This window comes from Kitasatospora sp. NPDC101183 (assembly GCF_044767945.1).
Classification (GTDB): domain Bacteria; phylum Actinomycetota; class Actinomycetes; order Streptomycetales; family Streptomycetaceae; genus Kitasatospora.
In genome coordinates this window covers 232,906-247,393 of record NZ_JBIWOW010000005.1, presented here as the reverse complement: position 1 = coordinate 247,393, position 14,488 = coordinate 232,906, and the positions used below count along the sequence as shown (strand labels likewise).

Here is a 14,488-nt window from a genome sequence, read left to right as displayed (position 1 = left end):
TCGCCGCGCGGGGCCGGGCCCGGGTAGGCTCCGGGCTAGTCTCCGGCGGCCGCGCGGGCGGCCCCGTGCCGCCGTGCCGCGATCCGGTGGCGCACCCCCGCGGGCCATTTCGGTGGGTCTCCGCGCACTCGACATCGCGCGCCAGGGCAGTCGCGCGAACGGCGAAGGGCAACGCTTTGGCGGATCGGCTCACCGGAGGAGACTCCTCACTGCTGCGGCGCATCAACGCGGCGGTCACGCTCCGGGCGCTGCGGACGGGCCACGCGGTAACCCTCACCCAACTCGTCGGCGAGACCGGGCTCTCCCGGCCCACCGTCGAGGGCGTGATCGAGGGCCTCGTCGAGACCGGGCTGGTCGCCGAGGTGGAGCAGCCGCGCGAGGACGTCCAGCCGGGCACCGGGCGGCGCGGGCGGCCCGCCCGCTGGTTCCGCTTCCGCGCGGAGGCCGGGCACATCCTCGGCATCGAGATCGGCGTGCACGACATCCGCGTCATCCTCGCCGACCTCACCGGTGAGGTGGTGGGCAGTCACTTCAAGCCCGTCGACGAGACCCTGGACGCCGAGGACCGCCTCGCCGCCGTCCGCACCGCCGTCGCCGAGGTGCTGCGCAAGGGCGCCATCTCCCGCGACAACCTGTGGGCCGTCGGCGTCGGCACGCCCGGCATCGTCGACCGCGAGGGCACCATCAAGCTCGGCACCGCGATGCCCGGCTGGACGGGCCTGGACATCGGCACCCGGCTGCGCCGCTCCTTCCGCTGCCCCGTCCGCATCGAGAACGACGCCAACCTCGCCGCCATCGCCGAGCACTGGCAGGGCGCGGCGGTCGGCGCCGACGACGTCGTCTTCGTCATGGCCGGCCTGAGCCCCGGCGCCGGCTCCCTCATCAACGGCCGCCTCCACCGCGGCTACGGCGGCGCGGCGGGCGAGATCGGCGCCCTCCACCTGCTCGGCCAGGAGGTCACCCCCGAACGCCTGCTCTCCACCACCGGCAAGCCGCTCAACCCGCTGGACGAGGCCGCCGTGGCCCGCGTCCTGCGCCTGGCCCGCGAGGGCGACGAGGTCTCCCAGGTCGCCATGGACCGCTTCCTCACCCGCCTCGTCCAGGGCGTCGCCGCCCTCGTCCTGGCCATCGACCCGCAGCTCGTCGTCATCGGCGGCTGGGCCGCCGGCCTCGACGGCGTCCTGGAGCCCCTGCGCGAACGCCTCGCCCAATTCACCCTCCGCGCACCGGAGGTGGCCCTCGCCGCCCTCGGCTCCGAGGTCGTCGCCATGGGCGCCCTGCGCGTCGCCCTCGACCACGTCGAGGACCAGCTCTTCGCCGTCGACCCGCCGAGGGGCTGAGCCTCCCGCCGCGTCCTCAGCCCGCGTACACCGGATCGGTGAAGTCGAGGGTGAGGGTGGTCCCCCAGTCGTTGACGAAGGTCGCCAGCGGCCAGTCGACCGACACGGCGATGAACGGGTTGCCGGTCGAGGTCGTCAGCAGCCACACCAGCTCGCCGTCCGGCCCGAGCCGGCCGATGTACCCGAGGTGGCCCAGGATGCCGTCCCCGCAGATCGCGTAGCCCCGCCCGTCCGGCAGCTCGGCCTTCCAGTACTCGCTGACCGCCCCCGCGTCCCACGGCGGATCGGCGACCAGCTCGGCCACGTCCACCGGCCCGCCCAGCTCCAGCCGCAGGTGCTCCGAACCGTCGAACACCGCCTCCCTGGCCGTGCCGTCCGCCCGGAACAGGCAGTCGAACGCCAGGACCTCGAGCTTCGCCCACGCCTCCAGCACCGGATTCACCGGGCCCCCCTTCCCGTCCGCTTCCTTACCAGTCTTCCCGCTCTTCCGCCCTCCTCCTCTCCAACGGTTGAGGCCCGCACACCGGTTGGGGTGTGCGGGCCTCGCCCTGAGGGTGTCGGGAAAGTGGTTCAGGAGGCGGTGCGGACGCCCTCCGCCGCACCGACCGGGGTGACCTCGACCAGGCCGGTCTCGCCGAAGGTCAGCTTGCAGGTGTCCGCGCGGTAGGTGGAGACGGCCAGCGCGACCAGGCGCCCGGCGGCGGCGTACTGGGTGGTCATGACCAGCACCGGCGAGCCCGGGGGCCGCTCCAGCAGCGAGGCCTCCTCGGCCTCGGCCACGCCCAGCTCCACCGCGCGCTGCTCGCCGTCGACCTCGAGGCGCTCCAGCTGGCGCAGCACGGAACGGGCGCGGTCGCTCTCGGCCCGGAAGCCCGGCAGGTGCGGCAGCGCGGCGGCCGGCACGTGCAGCGACTCGACCGCCATCGCACGGCCCTCGACCAGGCGGACCCGGCGGACGGTGTGGACGGTCGCGCCCTCGGCCACGCCCAGGCCCTTGGCCAGCTGCGCGGGGGCGGGGGCGGTGGTGCAGTCCACCGTGCGCCAGGCGTGGCTGCGGGCGGCGCCCGGCCAGCCCTCCTCCTGCCGGTTGACCGGAACGCCCACGCGCGGGGCGGCGATCAGCGTGCCGATCCCCCGGCGGCGCACCAGGCGGCCCTCCAGCTCCAGCTGGTCGAGGGCCTGGCGCAGCGTCGCCCGGGCCACGCCGAAGCGGGCGGAGAGCTCGCGCTCGTTCGGCAGGACCTGGCCGGTGGAGAACTCCGTGTCGATGGCCTTGAGCAGCACCGTGCGCAGGTGCCAGTACTTGGGCTCTGGCACCGCCGAGAGCTGTCCTGTCGTCCCCACCGTGTCCTCCACCTGTTTCGGTCTGCCCTGCGACGAGGGCGGATCTCCGGCCCGCTGTCCGCTGTTGCGGCAGGTGGGAGAGCGGGCTTTTATCCGTCCTTCTTTATTAAAGGTCCTTGCAGTAAGCGACCCTAGGGGCTGCGTCGGGAGATGGTCAAGACCAATGACATCGCCCGGCGCCTTCACTGCACATCTTCATGCCACGTTCACGTCAGTCGCCTCCCCGCCACTCCACCGTGGCCCGAGCGCGCCCCGACCAGGGCATCAGCCCCCGGCCGGTACGCTGCTCGGGTGACCGTGGTGACGACAGTGAACGTGAACGGAATCCGCGCGGCGGCCAAGAAGGGCTTCGTCGAGTGGCTCGCCGGCACCGAGGCGGACGTGATCTGCCTCCAGGAGGTGCGCTCCGAACCCGAGCAGCTGCCCGTGGAGCTGCGCGACCTCGACGGCTGGCACCCCGCCTGGGCCCCCTCCTCCGCCAAGGGCCGCGCCGGCGTGGCGATCCTCTCCCGCCGCGCACCCCAGCGCACCGCCATCGGCTTCGGCTCGGAGGAGTTCGACGCCTCCGGCCGCTACGTCGAGGTCGACCTGCCCGGCCTGACCGTCGCCAGCCTCTACCTCCCCTCCGGCGAGGTCGGCACCGAGCGCCAGGACGAGAAGGAACGCTTCATGGCGGAGTTCCTCGCCCACCTCACCGCCCTGCGCGCCCGCGCCGCCGCCGACGGCCGCGAGGTCGTCGTCTGCGGCGACTGGAACATCTGCCACCGGCCCGAGGACCTCAAGAACTGGAAGTCCAACCAGAAGGCCGCCGGCTTCCTCCCCGAGGAGCGCGCCTGGCTCTCCCGCGTCTACGACGAGGCCGGCTACGTCGACGTCGTCCGCGCCCTCCACCCCGACCGCACCGGCCCCTACTCCTGGTGGTCCTACCGCGGCCGCGCCTTCGACAACGACTCCGGCTGGCGCATCGACCTCCAGGTCGCCACCCCCGCCCTCGCCGCCACGGCCACCGACGCCCACGTCGAACGCGCCGACACCCACACCGAGCGCTGGAGCGACCACGCCCCGGTCACGGTGTCGTACGCCCACGGGGACTGACAGGTCTCCACCGCGGAAGCCCCGGCGCCGTGCCACCCACGGGCCGTGTGGCCGAGGTTCGCCGGCTGTCGGGGCCGCCGGTCCGCTGGTGACCTCGTGCGGTCACCAGCGGCGCGTTCCTGCTGTCAGTCGATGCCGAGCTCGCCCATCTTGCCCCAGCCGTCAGCGCCTTCGATGGTGGTGCTCACGATCTGGGGGGCCCGCTCGACCAGCGGACGCAGCGTCTCCATCGCCGCACGGAAGTGGTCCGAGTTCACGTGGGCCTCGCCGGTGCCGTCCTGGAAGGCCTCGACGAGCACGTAGGTGTGCGGGTCCTCGGTGCTGCGCGACCACTCGAACCACAGGTTGCCCGGTTCGGCGCGGGTGGCCCGGGTGAACGCGTCGACGTGGGTCAGCCAGGAATCGGCGTGTTCGGGCTTGACGGGGAATTTGACCACAATGAAGATCATTCGCCCAGTTTAGAGCGTGTTCCAGACGTGCGGGCGCGGGCGGGTCGGCGCGCACCACCCGTACAGGAGGAATGTTCTGACCCGAACCTTCCGGAACGGGCTTCAGTGGTCGCAGTCGGTACCGCAGCTGTGGTGGCGCTGCATCGAAATCGCGGCAGCGGCTGTCAGTCGGGCGTCGGTACCGTCCTGGCAGGCCCGCAGGTCGTGGCCGACGGGCAGGGCGTCGAGTCCGTCCAGGGCCACGGCCGCCGGTCCGTACGGGCGGGGTCCGGCCGCCCGGCCCCGTACATCTCCATGACGGTCAGGTCCGTGAGGTTCTCGGCGAGGAGGGCGAGTTCGACGGGTTCCAGGTCGAACTCCTTTCCTGCCGCGAGCCGTTCGGCCCGGTGGATCTCCCGCAGCCCGGCGTAACAGCGCACGGCGGCCACGGCCACCGCCGTCACCGCTGCGGCCAGAAGCACCACGACCGGCCACATGACGCCCCCTCCCCGGACGGAATGTCACCCTCGGCTGGTTCCGTCGCGCGAGCGGAGGAACCAACGGCGGCGCAGGCCCGTGCGAGGCGGCGGCGGGAGCTCCGCTTCCAGGGGGGAGGCGAAGGTGCGCAGCGGGGTGTCGGGGGCCGGGTGGGCTCCTCCCGGTGCCGGCGGCACCGGTGAGGGGTTCGGTGGAGAGTCCGGCAGTACGGGAGGTGGCCCGGGTGTCGGGGGCCGGTCGCCACCGGCGCGCGTGGCCGCCGGGCCTGTCGGGGCCGGCGCCGCTCCAGCCGACAGTGCGGGTGATCGGAGCCGTACGGTCGGCCCCCCCGGAGCCGGTCGCTCGATCGTCACCGCGGTGCGCGGGCCGGGCGGATGCTCGGGTGCTCCGCCCGGTGGCGGCAGGTAGGGGCCGTCGAGGTCGAGGACGAACTGGGTCCGCCGGAGCGTGGCCCGGGACACGGCCTCGGGCAGCCAGTCCCCGGCGAGTTGCCGCCACGCGGTGGTGACCCGCTGGTCGGGGAGTGCTCCGAGCAGTCCGTCGACGGTCGGCCGGTGGGCGGGTTCCTTGCTCAGACAGGCACGGACCCAGCCGTCGAGGTCGGCGGGCAGCGAGGATATCCGGGGCTCGCCCTGTAGCACGTTGAAGATCGCGTTGACGATGTTCTCCCCGTCGAACGGCGGCGATCCCGTCGCCGCGAAGGCCATGGCCGCTCCCAGCGCGAAGACGTCGGCCTCGACGGTCACGGGTCGTCCCGTGATCTGTTCCGGAGCGAGGTAGCCCGGTGTCCCGATGAAGGCTCCGGTCGACGTCAGACTCGGGGAGCCGGTCACCAGCGAGATCCCGAAGTCGATGAGCCGAGGGCCCGACGCGGTGAGCAGGACGTTCGACGGCTTGAGGTCCCGGTGCACCACACCCGCCGCGTGAACGGCGTGCAGGGCCCTCAGGAGTCCGTACCACAGGGCGTACAGGGAGTCGGTCGGGAGCGGGCCGAAGGCGTGGACGCTCTGCTGGAGGGAGAGCCCCGGGATGAAGGCCGTGGCCATCCAGGCGCCGTCCTCCCCGATGTCCGCGTCCAGCAGCGGCGCGGTGAACCTCCTGGGGATCCGCGACGCCGCCGCGCTCTCGCGCCGGAACCGTTCCTGCCCCTCCCGTTCGCCCAGCAGTTCCGGGCGCACGACCTTGACCGCCGCCGTCCGCCCCGTGACGGAGCGCGCGAGGTACACGATCCCCATGCCGCCCGAGCCGAGGCGGGCCAGGAGCTGGTAGCCGCCCAACTCCCGGCGGTCGCCGGGCGTGAGGGGCGTGATCCCGTCGGGCAGGCCGGTCCAGTCGTCGGCTTCAGCCATCGCTCCACGTCCCGAGACCCCGTCGGTCGGTGCTGCGGTGCCCGCGCCCGAAGAGGATCTCCGACCTCAGCCGCCGGTCGGCCCGGCGGCGCCAGCGCACCAGCAGCGCCTCGTTCGCCCGGACCTCGGGGTGGTCGGGCCCGAGGGTTCGGCGCAGCCCGGGCAGCACCTCGTGGAAGATCCGCAACGCGGTACGGACGTCCCCGTCCGCACCCGTCCAGTGAGCGAGCCGGGCCCTGTTCACCAGGGTCACCTGGTCCTCCTCGCCCAGGATCCACTCCAGGTCGTCCAGCAGTTGCCGCAGGAGGCCGATCGCCTTGCGCGGGTCTCCGGCCTCACCGGTCCAATGCGCGTACTGGCTACGGGCGATGAGCGTCTCGCGGGCGTCCCGCCCTGCCACTCGACTCAGGTCGGGCACCACGGCCGCGTACAGTCTGCGAGCGCCCTTCGGTGAACCGGACAGGCCGGTCCACTGGCCGAGTCTGGCTCGGCCGATCAACGTGTGCAGGTCGTCGGCGCCGAGCAGCCAGTACAGGTCGGGGACGAGGGCGCCGAGGAGGAGGACGGCCTGCCGGGTCAGGCCGGCCCGGCCGGTCCACTGCGCCTGGTTGATCCGTCCGACCAGGGTGTCGCGATCCTCGGCGCCGAGGACCCGGTGCAGATCCGTCACCAGGAGGTCGGTGAGCCGCAACGCGGCGCCGGTGTCGCCGGCGATCCCGATCCAGTGGGCGAGTCGGCCGCGGCCCAGCAGGGTCTCACGGTCGTCCGGCCCCAGGGCGCGGGTCAGGTCGGAGACCACCTCGCCGGTGAGCCGGGCCGCCTCCACCGGTTGGCCCGCCTCCCCGGTCCAGTGGGCGATCTGGGCGCGGCCGACGAGGGTCACCCGATTGTCGGCACCGAGCACACGGGTCAGGGCGCCCACGGCCGCCGTGGACAGGTCGAGTGCCTCACGAACGTGTCCGGCCGCGCCCAGCCACTGGACGTACTCGATCCGTCCGGCCAGGGTGTCCGGATCCTCCGAGCCCAGGATCTGCGTCATCTCATCGAGGACGATTCCCAACTCCGCTGCCGCCGACCGCACATGGCCGCCCTCTCCGAGTCGCCGCCCGGCGTGCACGAGGGACTGGAAGCGCTCCCGCTCCGTGGTCGGCCCCGGGGGGCCGTCGACGGGCTTCTCGGGCGCGGGCCAGACGGCGCCCCTGCTCCGCGGTCGGCTGAGGATCAGGTAGGCGGCGGTGTTCGTACCGCACTGCTGCGGCTCGGGCCACCCCCGCGAGCGCAGTTCCAGCTGGAGATGGGGGTAGAGCGCGCCCAGTGACACTCCCTCGGGGCCGGATTGCTCGACCCCGTTGCGCAACGCTCGCAGCAGCTCACCGGTGAAGGCGGTGTGCCGTTTGCCCTCCTCGAAGTGGGAGGGCGAGTTGGGCGGCGACGAGACGAGCGTGTACGCGCCGGCGATCTCGAGCTGTTCGGCCACGGGCGCGGAACTCCCGGACAGCCCGCCCGCGACCGCCCGCCCGGAGAAGCAGCAGTCGAGGATGAGCACACGAAGGCGTGCCGGAGTGGCTTGGAAGGCCTCCCTGACGACGTCGAGCGAACAGGCCGTCAGGGACGGCATCTTCTGGTCGGTCTCACTGAGCGCGAGGTACAGTTCCCCCTTCTTGGAGCCGATCAGGCCGTGGCCGGAGTAGTAGACGAGGAGCACGTCCTCGGCGGCCGCGGCCGCTTTCAACAGCGGCAGCCCGAGATCCCTCGGCTGCCGTGGATCCAGGACGGGGATGACGCGCTCGGGTGCGAACGCACCCGGTTGTCCGTCGGTCAGGACGTCGCGGAAGTCGAGCACGTTGTTCTCGATCACCGGTACGTCCGCGGGACCGTCCTGGTGCGAGTAGCGCGCGGTGCCGATCAGAACGGCCCACGAGCACGAGGCGTCCGGAAGCCGGTACACGGTCAGTCCGCGGCGCGGTCGGGCTGCCGGTCGGAGTGCAGAGCGGCTTTGATGATCGCCTCCACGTCGGAGGGTGCGACGTTCTCGGCCGTCACATCGGTCCGGCTACCGTCCGGCCCCACGGTCTTGAGCCGGACCGTGCTGGTGCGCGGCTGGCTCAGATAGACCTTGAGCGAGGTGGCGAGTGTGGTGAGCGCGCCGCCTGCCCCCAACGCCACGACGAGGGTGTCGGACCAGGAGCCGAGTTCGCCCTGGCCGGGAGTCGTCGCCAGGACACGTACCCGGCCACGGAGCACCGGTTCATCGGCCAGCCAGTCACGGAGATCGAGGACGGCCTCCGGGCCGCCCGCTTCCACCACGAGCCAGGATTCCACCACAGCGATTCTCCCTCAGGATCGAACCGGCGCGAACGCTCGGCATCCGTAGGACGCGAGTACCGCTCAGTCTGTTCCCCACGTGGCCGAAGCGTTGTGTCGTCGGCGAGCGGAACGCCGGGGACGAAGGCTGTTCGGTGCGTCAGTTCGGTTCTGCGGTCGGCTCGTTCACGGCGCCGCCTCCCTGTCACCGAGCACATCGACTGACCCGCCGCCTCGTACGGGCCCGGCTTCGACCGCCGCCGCGGGCACACCACCGGCAGCGGGGAGGCCGTCACCCGTGGGTGACGGCCTCCCCGTGCCATCTCCCCGCCCTTCCACGGTCGTTGGCCATTTCACGCCAACACGGCCGCCGGGCGTGGCGCGAACCCGTTCTCGGATCACTCGAAAGTGTGTTTCGAGCTGGGATGACGCGGTTCGGCGGCTGTTTCCGGGGCTAGTTTGGGCCCGGCGGCACCCCGGACAGGCGGGTGCCGCATGTGGCCGAGGTGGCAGAGGAATCGGGATGACATCGACTCCGGGGAACCCGGGTCCGGACAAGCAGGTGCTGCTGGTCGTCGCGGGTCTGGCGGACGTGGCGGTGAGTGCCGTCGGCACGGCCGTCGGGGCGCTGCAGCAACTGCTGCGGAGGTCGGACGGGCCAGAGATCGCGCGGGACGTGCACCACGACCTGATGGCCCGGGGCCGCATCGCGCTGGACCGCGTCAACTCGGCCCCTCCGGCGCACCTGGAGGTGCTGGCCCGGCACGCGGTGGCCCGGCGGGAGTCGGGCGGCGATGTCTGACGGCTGGGATCCGGCCGGGTTCAAGGACCGTGTGGACGACCTGCTGGACGAGTTCCTGGCGGAGGAGGGCGAGCGGCTCCTCGCGATCGACGGGGCCCTGGAGCCGGTCGCCGGGCAGTTGCGGGCGGCCGCTCGGCACGGCAAGCGTCTCAGGGCGGCCTTCTGCTACTGGGGGTGGCGTGCGGGCGGCCAGCCCGACAGCGAACCCCTCCTGCGCGCGGCCGCCTCGATGGAACTCGTCCACGCCGCGGCGACCGTGCACGACGACATCATCGACGACAGTCCGCTGCGCCACGGTCTGCCCACCGCCCACGTCGCCCTGCGGACGGCGCTCGACGGCAGGCCGGACGCGCGCGGCGCCGCCCGCTCGCTGGCGATGCTGGTGGGCGACCACCTGATGGCGCTGGCGGGGCAGCTCTTCGCCGCCAGCGGCCTCCCGGGGGCCTATCTGGCCAGGGCCCGGCCGCTGTGGGCCGACCTGGCGCGGGACCTGGTCGCCGGCGAGTGCCTGGAGATCCTGGCCACCGGATCCCGGCCGGACCCGGAGGTCTCCCTGAAGGTCGTCCGCTACAAGACGGCCAAGTACACCGTGGAGCAGCCCCTGCTCATCGGCGCCCTGCTCGCGGGCGCCTCCCCGGACGTACGCGAGGCGCTGTCGGCCTACGGCCTTCCGCTCGGCGAGGCCTTCCAGCTGCGCGACGACCTGCTCGGCCTGTTCGGCACGCCGGAGCGTACGGGCAAGGCCTCGCTGGACGACATCCGCACCCACCGGCCCACCGCGCTGCTGGCCATGACCTGGCAGGCCGCGGACGCCGCGCAGCGCGAGCGCCTCGCCGGCGTGCTGGGGCGCCGCGACCTCGACGAGCGGCACCTGCGCGACGTCCGCGAGCTGATGGTCGAACTCGACGCCCTGGAGCGGGTGGAGGGCATGATCGCCGCCCGGACCCGGGAGGCCGTCGGCCGGCTGGGCGGCTCCGGCGTGCCCGGTCAGGCGCGCCGGGCCCTGACCGCGCTCGCGCAGTCCGCCACCCACCGCCGCCACTGAGCTCCGCCACACCCACCGCCGCCGCTGCCCCCGCCCGTGACCCCGTCCTGACGCCCTCCCGCCACCCTCCTGCCACCCTCCTGCCACCCCCAAGGACTGCCGACATGCCGTACACGGAAGCCTCCATGAACGCCCTGCGCGCATCGGGCGACGAACTCGCCGACGCCGTGGTGGCCACGCTGTTCGAACGGGGGGAGGTCGGGAAGTTCAACACCCTGATGCGCTACGTCTCGACCGTCGGAACCCCCCTGCCCGACGGACTGCCGGAGGTCGCCCGCGAGTACCTCCACACCACCAGCGCGCCCCCCGCCTGGGTCGACTGGGGCGAGATGGAGAAGGCCCGGCTCTTCTTCGTCGACAACAACGTGCACATCAGCACCGCGCTGTCCTTCGCCTCCATGCCCGCCTGCTACGTCGTGCCGCACGTCGCCCGGCTGCTGTCCGCCACGCACGGGCTGAACTACCCGTCCAGGCGCATGGCCGAGACGGGCCAGTTCACCGTCTACCTGATGCAGCCCGACGCCTTCGAGGCGGGCAGCCGCTTCATCCCCGCCGCGCAGAAGGTGCGCCTGCTGCACGCCTCCATCCGCCACCACCTCCTGCGCGAGGACCGCTGGGACGTCGCGGCCCTGGGAACGCCGATCTGCCAGGAGGACATGATCGGCGGGCAGATGTTCTTCTCCATGCTCGTCCTGGACAGCCTGCACCGCCTCGGCATCCACATGACCACCGAGGGCGCCGAGTCGTACTACTACGCGTGGCGCGTCGTCGGCGCCATGCTCGGCGTCGACCAGGACGCCGTGCCCACGACCCTGGAGGACGCCAGGCAGTTCCTCGACCTGTACATGATCCGCCACATGGGCCCGTCGGAGGAGGGCGCCCACCTGACCCGGCAGCTCATCGACCTCTACGAGGAGGTCGTCCCCGGGACGTTCTTCGACCCCATCGTCGCCGCCCTCATCCGCTACCTCGTCGGCGACACCTGCGCCGACTGGCTCGACGTGCCCCGCACCACCTGGGACACCGTGGTCAAGGCCGTGCCCACCCTGCTCGGGGTCCTGGAGACCATCGAGGACCACTCGCCGCTGGGCGCCTGGGCCCTGGACCGGCTCGGGCACCTCACCACCGTCCTCGAACTCTCCTCCCTCACCCGGGGGCGCGTCATGCACTACGCCATCCCGGAGCACCTGAAGAAGGACTTCGGCGTCACCGGCGGCGTCGCCCCCAACCGGCGCTGGACCCCTCCCGCCCCCACCGTCGCCTCCTGACGGCGGACGCGCGGGACGGGGCCCCGCCGCCACACCCCTGACCGTCCGCGACGGGGCGGGCACCGGCCTGACCGGATCGTTCCGCATCGGGGCCCGATGGTGTCTACGCCCCGGCCCCTCCGGGCGCGATGATCGACGTATGAAGAACGCACTCCTCGTCATCGACGTCCAGGAATCCTTCCGGCAGCGCGAGAACTGGGCCGCCGTGTCCGAACCGCGGATCGTCGAGCGGGTGAACGAGCTCGTCGAGCACGCCCGGGGCCGGGGCGACCTCGTCGTCTGGGTCCTGCACTCCGAGCCCGGCACCGGCACGGTCTTCGACCCGGCCCACGGCTTCGTCCGGCCCATCGACGGTCTGGCGCCCGCCGAGGGCGAGCCCGTCGTGACCAAGACCTCGCACAACGCGTTCACCACGACCAACCTCCAGCAGCTGCTCACCCAGCACGGCGTCCGCGGCGTCGTCGTCAGCGGCATCCGCACCGAGCAGTGCTGCGAAACCACCACCCGGGTCGCCAGCGACCTCGGCTACGAGGTCGTCTTCGTCACCGACGCCACCGCCACCCACCCGATCGAGCACCGCGACGCCCCCGCCGGGCGCAGCCTCGCCGAGGTCCTCGCCGACCCGCGCACCCTCTCCACGGACGACATCATCGCCCGTACCGAGTACGCTCTGGCCGGACGCTTCGCCACCGTGACCACTGTGAAGGAGCTGACCGGATCGTGACCCGCGTCGTCTTCCTGCTCGTCCCGGACGTCCACCTGATGGACCTTGCCGGGCCCGCCCAGGTGTTCTCCACGGCGGCCGACCACGGCCTCGGCTACGAGAGCGCGTACGTGGCCGAGCAGGAGGACGTCCCCACGGCGCAGGGCATCGCGCTGAGGGCCTCGACCGTCTGGCCGGAGCTGTCGCCCGGGGACCTCCTGCTGGTGCCCGGCTGGCGGTCGGACGCGCTGCGGCGGAAGGGCGCGCTGACCACGGCCACGCTGGAGCGGCTGGCCGCGCACCACGCGGGCGGCGGGACGGTCGCCAGCGTGTGCGCCGGCACCGACGCGCTCGGCCGCGCCGGGCTGCTGGACGGTCGGCGCTGCACCACCCACCACGACCTCCAGGACCAGCTCGCCGACCGCTACCCGCGGGCGCGCGTCGTGCGCGACGTGCTCTACGTCGTGGACGACCGGGTCGTCACGTCGGCGGGCATCGCCAGTGGGATCGACCTCGCCCTGCACCTCGTCGCCGTCCGGCACGGCCCGGCGGCGGCCGCCCGGATCGCCCGCGAGATGGTCGTCTACGCCCGCCGCAACGGCGAGGAGCGGCAGACCAGCGCGCTGCTCCGGCACCGCAACCACCTCGTCGACGCCGTCCACCGCGTCCAGGACCTCCTCGACGCCCGCTTCGACACCCGGCTCAGCCTCACCGACCTCGCCTGCGCCTCCGGTGTCAGCGAGCGCACCCTCACCCGCCACTTCACCGAGGCCACCGGGCTCACCCCGCTGCGCTACCAGCAGGAACTCCGTCTCGAACGCGCCGAACACCTCATGTCCCACGGCGCGACCGCCGAGACGGCCGCCCGCACGGTCGGCTTCCAGGACGCCCGCATGCTGCGCCGCCTCCGCGCCCGCACCGAGGCCGAGGCCGCCCCCGAGGCCTGAGGCTCACCACGTCTCACGCTCCGTGGTTCCACGGATGTCCGCTCTCGCGTCCGGCCGATGGCTGAACTGCGCTTCAGCGCTGCCGACTTCCTGTCAGACACCAGCACCGGTCCCGATCGGACCCGTGCCCGCCCCGAAGAACGAGGTACGCATGTCCAAGCTCCGTTTACGCACCGCGGCCCTGGCCTCCGCCGTCGCCATCAGCCTCGGCGGCATCGCGGCCGGTACCGCGCAGGCCACGACCGCCGCGCCCCCGGCCCCCGCCAAGGCCGCACTGACCAGTTCCGGGACGACCGTCCTCGGGAACAGCGTCCTCGGCATGAACCAGTCCTGGGCCTCGCCCAGCGGCCGGACCGTGCTCACCATGCAGGGCGACGGCAACGCCGTGCTCTACAAGGACGGCGCAGCGGTCTGGGCCTCCTGGACCGTCGGCACCGGCCACCACCTGTCCATGCAGGGCGACGGCAACCTCGTGGTCTACACCTGGAACAACATCCCCCTCTGGTCGAGCGGCACCAGCGCCCACTCCGGCGCCTACCTCTCCGTCCAGGAGGGCAACATGGTGGTCTACCAGAGCATCCTGCCCCTGTGGTGGTCCGACTTCTACCCGCAGGTGGCGGAGCACCCCTGCGGGACCTACCCCCACGGCATCTGCCCGTGACGGACGCCTGAAGCCCCGACCGCCGGCCCCGTCGCCCGAGCGGCAGAGCCGGCACGTTGCGGAGGCGCCGGGGGAACGGACCGGACGGCGGCCCGCGATCGGCCCTCGCACCAGCATGGTTGACACATCGTCAGATGACACCGGCCCCGACCGGAGCCGCGCCCACCCCGAAGAACGAGGTACGCATGTCCAAGCTCCGTTTACGCGCCGCGGCCGTCACCACCGCCGTCGCCATCAGCCTCGGCGGCATCGCGGCCGGTACCGCGCAGGCCGCGACGGCCGCGACCCCGGCCTCCGCCACGACCGCGCCGGCCCACCCCTGGAGGAACGTGCCCGCCGGCAGCACCCTCAACTGGAACCAGTCCTGGACCACGCCCAGCGGCCGGACCGTGCTCACCATGCAGAGCGACGGCAACCTCGTGCTCTACAAGGACGGCGCAGCGGTCTGGGCCTCCTGGACCGTCGGCACCGGCCACCACCTGTCCATGCAGGGCGACGGCAACCTCGTGGTCTACAACTGGGACCTCAAGCCCGTCTGGTCGAGCGGTACGGCCGGCAGCCCCGGTGCCGTCCTCTCCATCCAGGAGGGCAACATGGCGATCTTCCAGGGCGACGACCCCCTGTGGTACACCAACTTTCCCCCGATCCTCGTGAACGCGTGCCAGCCCTACCCCCACCACCTCTGCCCGTGACGGACTGCTGAG

Annotated in this window: 16 protein-coding genes; 9 read left to right on the top strand and 7 right to left on the bottom strand. The window is 72.7% G+C overall.

From position 1 onward, the window contains the following. The first annotated feature begins 176 nt into the window (after window positions 1–176). Window positions 177–1,340 carry an ROK family protein gene (locus ACIRRS_RS08680; RefSeq protein ID WP_402966828.1) on the top strand — a complete coding sequence of 388 codons (1,164 nt, stop codon included), beginning with the start codon at window positions 177–179 and terminating at the stop codon, window positions 1,338–1,340. 16 nt (window positions 1,341–1,356) lie between these two features. On the opposite strand, the gene ACIRRS_RS08675 is transcribed toward ACIRRS_RS08680, so the two are convergent. Further along, the gene (locus ACIRRS_RS08675; RefSeq protein ID WP_402966826.1) at window positions 1,357–1,782 is read right to left on the bottom strand and encodes a hypothetical protein; all 426 of its coding nucleotides are present in this window, start codon (window positions 1,780–1,782) and stop codon (window positions 1,357–1,359) included. A 128-nt stretch (window positions 1,783–1,910) separates the two neighbouring features. Continuing rightward, window positions 1,911–2,684, bottom strand: a complete 774-nt coding sequence (locus ACIRRS_RS08670; RefSeq protein WP_402966824.1) for a GntR family transcriptional regulator — start codon at window positions 2,682–2,684, stop codon at window positions 1,911–1,913. Between the two features lie 291 nt (window positions 2,685–2,975). On the opposite strand from ACIRRS_RS08670, the gene ACIRRS_RS08665 reads away from it, so the two are divergent. After that, complete coding sequence (locus tag ACIRRS_RS08665) at window positions 2,976–3,779, top strand: exodeoxyribonuclease III (RefSeq protein WP_402966822.1); 804 nt, start codon at window positions 2,976–2,978, stop codon at window positions 3,777–3,779. Window positions 3,780–3,904: 125 nt separating this feature from the next. On the opposite strand, the gene ACIRRS_RS08660 is transcribed toward ACIRRS_RS08665, so the two are convergent. The 5 genes from ACIRRS_RS08660 to ACIRRS_RS08640 form a co-directional block, all read right to left on the bottom strand. Continuing rightward, on the bottom strand, window positions 3,905–4,228 hold the full coding sequence (locus ACIRRS_RS08660; protein ID WP_402966820.1) for a putative quinol monooxygenase: 324 nt from the start codon (window positions 4,226–4,228) through the stop codon (window positions 3,905–3,907). Window positions 4,229–4,392: 164 nt separating this feature from the next. Continuing rightward, on the bottom strand, window positions 4,393–4,704 hold the full coding sequence (locus ACIRRS_RS08655; protein WP_402966818.1) for a hypothetical protein: 312 nt from the start codon (window positions 4,702–4,704) through the stop codon (window positions 4,393–4,395). Window positions 4,705–4,728: 24 nt separating this feature from the next. Further along, a complete protein-coding gene (locus tag ACIRRS_RS08650; RefSeq protein ID WP_402966816.1) occupies window positions 4,729–6,054 on the bottom strand; it encodes a serine/threonine-protein kinase in 1,326 nt (441 codons plus the stop codon). Further along, window positions 6,047–7,912 (bottom strand): tetratricopeptide repeat protein, encoded by a 1,866-nt coding sequence (locus ACIRRS_RS08645; RefSeq protein WP_402966814.1) that lies wholly within the window; start codon window positions 7,910–7,912, stop codon window positions 6,047–6,049. The genes ACIRRS_RS08650 and ACIRRS_RS08645 overlap by 8 nt, the downstream gene beginning before the upstream one ends. A gap of 92 nt (window positions 7,913–8,004) precedes the next feature. After that, window positions 8,005–8,376: a hypothetical protein gene (locus tag ACIRRS_RS08640; protein ID WP_402966812.1), complete on the bottom strand. Its 372-nt coding sequence runs from the start codon at window positions 8,374–8,376 to the stop codon at window positions 8,005–8,007. Between the two features lie 505 nt (window positions 8,377–8,881). On the opposite strand from ACIRRS_RS08640, the gene ACIRRS_RS08635 reads away from it, so the two are divergent. The 7 genes from ACIRRS_RS08635 (at window position 8,882) to ACIRRS_RS08605 (ending at window position 14,476) form a co-directional block, all read left to right on the top strand. Next, window positions 8,882–9,160 (top strand): polyprenyl synthetase, encoded by a 279-nt coding sequence (locus ACIRRS_RS08635; protein WP_402966810.1) that lies wholly within the window; start codon window positions 8,882–8,884, stop codon window positions 9,158–9,160. After that, window positions 9,153–10,205, top strand: coding sequence for a polyprenyl synthetase family protein (locus ACIRRS_RS08630; RefSeq protein ID WP_402966808.1), 1,053 nt, complete (start codon window positions 9,153–9,155; stop codon window positions 10,203–10,205). The genes ACIRRS_RS08635 and ACIRRS_RS08630 overlap by 8 nt, the downstream gene beginning before the upstream one ends. Before the next feature lie 104 nt (window positions 10,206–10,309). Further along, entirely contained in the window at window positions 10,310–11,473 is a 1,164-nt protein-coding gene (locus tag ACIRRS_RS08625) for an oxygenase MpaB family protein (RefSeq protein WP_402966806.1), read from the top strand. A 139-nt stretch (window positions 11,474–11,612) separates the two neighbouring features. Then, on the top strand, window positions 11,613–12,197 hold the full coding sequence (locus ACIRRS_RS08620; RefSeq protein ID WP_402966804.1) for a cysteine hydrolase family protein: 585 nt from the start codon (window positions 11,613–11,615) through the stop codon (window positions 12,195–12,197). Further along, window positions 12,194–13,123: a GlxA family transcriptional regulator gene (locus ACIRRS_RS08615; protein WP_402966802.1), complete on the top strand. Its 930-nt coding sequence runs from the start codon at window positions 12,194–12,196 to the stop codon at window positions 13,121–13,123. Before ACIRRS_RS08620 ends, ACIRRS_RS08615 begins: the two co-directional genes overlap by 4 nt. Before the next feature lie 151 nt (window positions 13,124–13,274). Continuing rightward, window positions 13,275–13,784, top strand: a complete 510-nt coding sequence (locus ACIRRS_RS08610) for a hypothetical protein (protein ID WP_402966800.1) — start codon at window positions 13,275–13,277, stop codon at window positions 13,782–13,784. Window positions 13,785–13,918: 134 nt separating this feature from the next. After that, window positions 13,919–14,476 (top strand): hypothetical protein, encoded by a 558-nt coding sequence (locus tag ACIRRS_RS08605; protein WP_402966798.1) that lies wholly within the window; start codon window positions 13,919–13,921, stop codon window positions 14,474–14,476. The last annotated feature ends 12 nt before the right edge of the window (window positions 14,477–14,488 follow it).

Excerpts from the sequence above, each read along its gene's own strand:
- ACIRRS_RS08660 (WP_402966820.1), bottom strand. The coding sequence starts at position 4,228 with ATGATCTTCATTGTGGTCAAATTCCCCGTCAAGCCCGAACACGCCGAT.
- ACIRRS_RS08655 (WP_402966818.1), bottom strand. The coding sequence starts at position 4,704 with ATGTGGCCGGTCGTGGTGCTTCTGGCCGCAGCGGTGACGGCGGTGGCC.
- ACIRRS_RS08650 (WP_402966816.1), bottom strand. The coding sequence starts at position 6,054 with ATGGCTGAAGCCGACGACTGGACCGGCCTGCCCGACGGGATCACGCCC.
- ACIRRS_RS08635 (WP_402966810.1), top strand. The coding sequence starts at position 8,882 with ATGACATCGACTCCGGGGAACCCGGGTCCGGACAAGCAGGTGCTGCTG.
- ACIRRS_RS08630 (WP_402966808.1), top strand. The coding sequence starts at position 9,153 with ATGTCTGACGGCTGGGATCCGGCCGGGTTCAAGGACCGTGTGGACGAC.
- ACIRRS_RS08625 (WP_402966806.1), top strand. The coding sequence starts at position 10,310 with ATGCCGTACACGGAAGCCTCCATGAACGCCCTGCGCGCATCGGGCGAC.
- ACIRRS_RS08620 (WP_402966804.1), top strand. The coding sequence starts at position 11,613 with ATGAAGAACGCACTCCTCGTCATCGACGTCCAGGAATCCTTCCGGCAG.
- ACIRRS_RS08610 (WP_402966800.1), top strand. The coding sequence starts at position 13,275 with ATGTCCAAGCTCCGTTTACGCACCGCGGCCCTGGCCTCCGCCGTCGCC.
- ACIRRS_RS08605 (WP_402966798.1), top strand. The coding sequence starts at position 13,919 with ATGACACCGGCCCCGACCGGAGCCGCGCCCACCCCGAAGAACGAGGTA.